Source organism: Falsiroseomonas oryziterrae (assembly GCF_021864505.1).
Taxonomy (GTDB): Bacteria; Pseudomonadota; Alphaproteobacteria; order Acetobacterales; family Acetobacteraceae; genus Falsiroseomonas; species Falsiroseomonas oryziterrae.
Map to the genome: position 1 here is coordinate 1 of NZ_JAKJIB010000324.1, position 4,649 is coordinate 4,649.

Consider the following 4,649-nt stretch of genomic DNA (forward strand, 5'->3'; position numbering starts at 1 on the left):
CTCCGCGCTGGCGAGGCCCGGCGCGAAATGCCAGCCCTGCGCCGGGTTCCGCGCGACGACGCCGAGGCCGGCGAGCCGCCCCAGCGCCCGCGCGACGACGCCTCGCGGCTGGCCGAAGGCCCGCATCACATCGGCCTCCCGCAGCGCATCGGCAAGCCGGCCCTCGGCGCGCGCACGGGCGATGGCGACGGCCAGTTCCTCGGCCGGGTCGGCGCCGGCGGCTTCCGGCAGGTCGCGCCTGGGATCGGCCACCACCATGGCCCGGCCCTGGCGTCGCGTGACGCCGGCTTCCTCCAGCAGGCGCAGCGCCGCGCGCACCGGCGTGCGCGAGACCGAGAGCCGCGCGGCCAGCGCGGCCTCTGCCACCCGCGTGCCCGGGGCCGTGCCCTCGGCCAGGAAGAGCGCGCGCGCCGCGCGGGCGAGGTCGTGATGGAGGTGGGTCGCGGGCGCCGACATGGTCGGCCTTGTGTCTAGCGCCGCTTTGGTATTCTGTGCAAACGAAGAACCGGGCCGGACATCGGCTGGGCGGCCCGGTCGTGACGGGAGAGGGGTTCGGGACCATGCGCCTCCGCGCGCTGCTCGCGGCGTTCGCCGCCGCTTCGTCGCTCGCCCTCGCTGCGCCCGCCGCGGCGCAGGAAACGCTGCGCATCCGGCTGAACGCCGACATCCGCTCCACTGATCCAGGCGTGAACCGCGATGCCAACACCGACGGCATCGTCTGGCACGTGGTGGAGGGGCTCGTCGCGCTGCGGGCCGACGCCTCCGTCGCGCCGATGCTGGCCGAGCGCGTGGAGGTGTCCGAGGACGGGCGCACCTACACCTTCCCGCTCCGCCAGGGCGTGCGCTTCCACAACGGCCAGCCGCTGACCTCGGCCGATGTCGCCTTCGCCATGCAGCGCTACATGCGGCGCGAGACGAACTGGCGCTGCCGCCCCGACCTCGATTCGGCAGTGACGCGCATCACCGCCGTGGAGACGCCCGACGAGCGCACCGTGGTGATCCGGCTGGAGCAGCCCTCGGCGCTATTCCTGACCATGCTGGCGCGGCCCGATTGCGGGCAGACCGGCATCTGGCACCGCGACAGCCTGAATGCGGACGGGTCCTGGCGCGCGCCGGTCGGCACCGGGCCCTTCCGGCTCGGCGAATGGCGCCGCGGGCAGTTCGTGGAGCTGACGCGCTTCGAAGGCTACGCCGCGCTGCCCGGCACGCCGGACGGCCTCGCGGGGAACAAGGCGCCGATGGTGGAGCGCGTCCGCTTCACCGTGATCCCCGACGACGCGGCGGCGCGCGCCGCGCTGCTGGCGGGCAACATCGACATCCTGCCCGATGCGCGCTCCCGCGACCTGCCGGAGCTGCGCCAGCGGCCTGGCATCTCCGTCCATTCCGCGGCGTCGATGGACCTGCAGGTGCTGCTGATGCAGACGCGCGACCCGCTGCTGCAGGATGTGCGGATGCGCCGCGCCATCGCGCTCGCGCTCGACGTGCCGGAGCTGGTGCGCGCGGTCAGCGAGGGCACCTCGCGCCCGTCGCGCGCGCCGATCCCGGTCTCATCCTCCTTCTTCACCCCCGCGATGGCCGAGGTGCCGGCGCGCGACGTCGCGCAGGCGCGGCGCCTGGCCGCCGAGGCCGGCTATCGCGGCCAGCGGCTGCGCATCGTGACCACGCGCCGCTACGAGGCCTTCTACGAGATCGCGGTCCTGGTGCAGGACATGCTGCGCGACGCCGGCATCGAGAGCGAGCTCGAGGTGCTGGAATGGGCGACGCAGCTCGATCGCTACACGCGCGGCGACTACCAGATGATGGCCTTCGGCTTCTCGGCCCGGCTCGACCCGTCGCTCTCCTTCGAGATGTTCACCGGCCCCAAGGCGACCCAGCCGCGCAAGGCCTGGGACGATCCGGAGGTCCAGGCGATGCTCGACCAGACCATGCGCGAGACCGACCCCGCCCGCCGCCGCGCCACCTTCGAGGCGATGCACCGCCGCCTGCTGGAGGAGGTGCCGATCGTGGCGCTCTATTCCTCGGTCACCCACGGCGTGACGCCGCGCCACGTCCAGGGCTTCGGCAGCTGGGCGGTGGACGCGCCGCGCGCCTGGGGCGTCAGGATCCAGCGGTGACGCGGCGCCGCATCCCCGCCGGGCGCTAGCCGGGTGGCCGGCTACGTCCTGCGGCGGCTGCTGGTCGCGCTGCCCACGCTGCTGCTGGTCGCCGCCGCCGTCTTCTTCCTGATGCGGGCCGTGCCCGGCGATCCGGCGACGCTGATCCTGGGCGACGCCGCGACGCCGGAGGCGGTGGCCGATCTCCGCGCATCGCTCGGCCTGGACCGCCCGCTGCCGGTGCAGTTCCTGCTGTGGCTGGAGCGCGTGGCGGCGGGCGACCTCGGCCACTCCATCACGAACGGCGAGGCGGTCGGGCCCCTGCTGCTCGACCGCTTCGCCGTCACCGCGCCGATCGTGCTGGCCGCGGTCGGTGCCGCCGCGCTGCTCGCCGTGCCGCTCGGCATGCTGGCGGCGTGGAAGCAGGATTCGCTGACGGATGTCGCGACGGTCGCGGCGGCCACCTTCCTGCTCTCCATCCCGTCCTTCTGGCTCGGGCTGATCCTGCTGCTGGTGTTCGGGCTGTGGCTGGGTTGGGTGCCCGTGGTGGGCTGGGTGCCCTTCGCCGAGGATCCGTGGCGCGCCCTGCACGCCATCCTGCTGCCCATCATCACGCTCGCGCTGGTCGAGGCGGGCGTGCTGATCCGCATGGCCCGTGCCTCGACCGTGGAGGTCCTCCGCCTCGACTACGTCGCGCATGCCCGCGCCAAGGGCGTGCCCGAAGGCCGGGTGCTGTCGCATCACGTCTTCCCCAACGCCTTCGCGCCGACGCTGACGCTGATCGGCCTCGTGCTCGGCAACCTGCTCGGCGGCATCGCGGTGATCGAGACGGTCTTCACCCTGCCCGGCCTCGGCCGGCTGCTGGTCGATGCGATCTTCGCGCGCGACTACCCGGTGATCCAGGGCGTGATGCTGTTCGTCGCAGCGATCTACGTCGCCGTGAACCTGGCCGTGGACCTGCTCTATCCGGTCTTCGACCCGCGCGTGACAGCGGGCTGAGGAGGCATGCGGCTGCGTCCCAACCTGGCGATCGGCGGGGCGCTGCTCGGCTTCGTGCTGGCGGTGGCGGCGGTCGCGCTGGTATGGACTCCCTACGACCCGGTGCGGACCAATCTCCGCCGCCGGCTGCGCCCGCCCTCGGCCGAATACTGGCTGGGCACGGACGAATTCGGCCGCGACGTGCTCTCCCGGCTGATGACGGGGGCCGTCACCAGCGTGACGGTGGCGGCGGCGACGGTGGTCGTGGCGCTGCTGCTCGGCCTGGCGATCGGGCTTGCGGGCGGCTACCTGCGCGGCTGGGTGGACCGCGTGCTCGGCGCGCTGAACGACACGCTGCTCGCCTTCCCTGGGATCCTGCTGGCGCTCGGGCTGCTGGCGGTGATGGGGCCGTCGCGCTGGGGCATCGTGCTGGCGCTTGGGCTGGCCTATGCGCCGACCGTCGCGCGCGTGGTGCGCGGCACGGTCCTCTCCATCCGCGAGCGGGAGTTCGTGGAGGCGTCGCGCGCGCTGGGCAACTCGGAATCCTACACGCTGCTCCGCCACGTCCTGCCGCACACCATCGCGCCGGTCACCGTGCTGGCGACCTCGCTGTTCGGCTGGGTGATCCTGTCGGAGAGCGCGCTGTCCTTCCTCGGCCTCGGCGTGCCGCCGCCGGCGGCGACCTGGGGCAACATGCTCGCCTCCGCGCGGCCCTTCATGCAGGACGCGCCGATCCTTTCCATCGCTCCCGGCGCGATGATCGCGGCCTGTCTGCTCGGCGCCAACCTGCTGGGCGACGCGCTGCGCGACCTGCTCGACCCGCGGGATCGCGCATGACCGCGCCCCTGCTGCAGGTCGAGCGGCTGTCCATCGCGGCCGGCGCGCGACACGTCGTGGACGACCTCTCCTTCTCGCTCGCCCCGCGCGAGGCGCTGGCACTGGTCGGCGAGAGCGGGTCCGGCAAGTCCGCCACCGCGCGTGCCGTCATCGGCCTGCTGCCGCCCGGCCTGCGGCACGCGGCCGGGCGCATCCTGCTCGGGGGCGAGGACCTTGCGGCGGCCCCGCCCTCGCGGCTGCGGCGGCTGCGCGGCACGGGCATCGGCATGGTCTTCCAGGAGCCCATGACGTCGCTGAACCCCGCCCATACGGTCGGCGCGCAGATGGAGGAGGGCCTCGCGCTGCACACGCGGCTGACGCGCGCGCAGCGCCGCGACGCCTGCGTCGCGATGCTGGAGCGCGTCGGCATCGCGGACGCGGCCGCGCGGCTCGGCGCCTTCCCGCACGAATTCTCGGGCGGGATGCGGCAGCGGATCATGCTCGCCTCGGTCATGCTGCTCCGTCCGCGGCTGCTGATCGCCGACGAGCCGACCACCGCACTCGACACGCTGACCCAGGCCGAGGTGCTCGACCTGACGAGGGACTTGGTGCGCGAGCAGGGCAGCGCGCTGCTGCTGATCACCCACGACCTCGGCCTGGTCTCGCGCTACGCCGACCGCGCGCTGGTGATGCAGGCGGGCCGCGCGGTCGAGGAAGGACCGGCAGCCCAACTGCTCGCGCGGCCGCGGGAGGGCTACACGC

The 4,649-nt window shown here is 73.8% G+C and carries 5 protein-coding genes; 4 read left to right on the forward strand and 1 reads right to left on the reverse strand.

What is annotated here, in order from left to right; translation table 11 throughout:
• Positions 1-456: GntR family transcriptional regulator (locus L2I40_RS19275; RefSeq protein ID WP_237216806.1), on the reverse strand; the 456-nt coding region annotated here is incomplete at its 3' end.
• A 104-nt stretch (positions 457-560) separates the two neighbouring features.
• Between L2I40_RS19275 and L2I40_RS19280 the strand changes: the two genes are divergently transcribed.
• The 4 genes from L2I40_RS19280 to L2I40_RS19295 all read left to right on the forward strand — a co-directional run.
• On the forward strand, positions 561-2,114 hold the full coding sequence (locus L2I40_RS19280) for an ABC transporter substrate-binding protein (protein WP_237216807.1): 1,554 nt from the start codon (positions 561-563) through the stop codon (positions 2,112-2,114).
• 33 nt (positions 2,115-2,147) lie between these two features.
• Positions 2,148-3,092 (forward strand): ABC transporter permease, encoded by a 945-nt coding sequence (locus L2I40_RS19285; RefSeq protein ID WP_237216808.1) that lies wholly within the window; start codon positions 2,148-2,150, stop codon positions 3,090-3,092.
• A gap of 6 nt (positions 3,093-3,098) precedes the next feature.
• Positions 3,099-3,908 (forward strand): ABC transporter permease, encoded by an 810-nt coding sequence (locus L2I40_RS19290; protein WP_237216809.1) that lies wholly within the window; start codon positions 3,099-3,101, stop codon positions 3,906-3,908.
• Positions 3,905-4,649 (forward strand): ATP-binding cassette domain-containing protein (locus tag L2I40_RS19295; protein WP_237216810.1); only part of this gene is annotated, 745 nt, incomplete at its 3' end. The genes L2I40_RS19290 and L2I40_RS19295, both read left to right, overlap by 4 nt.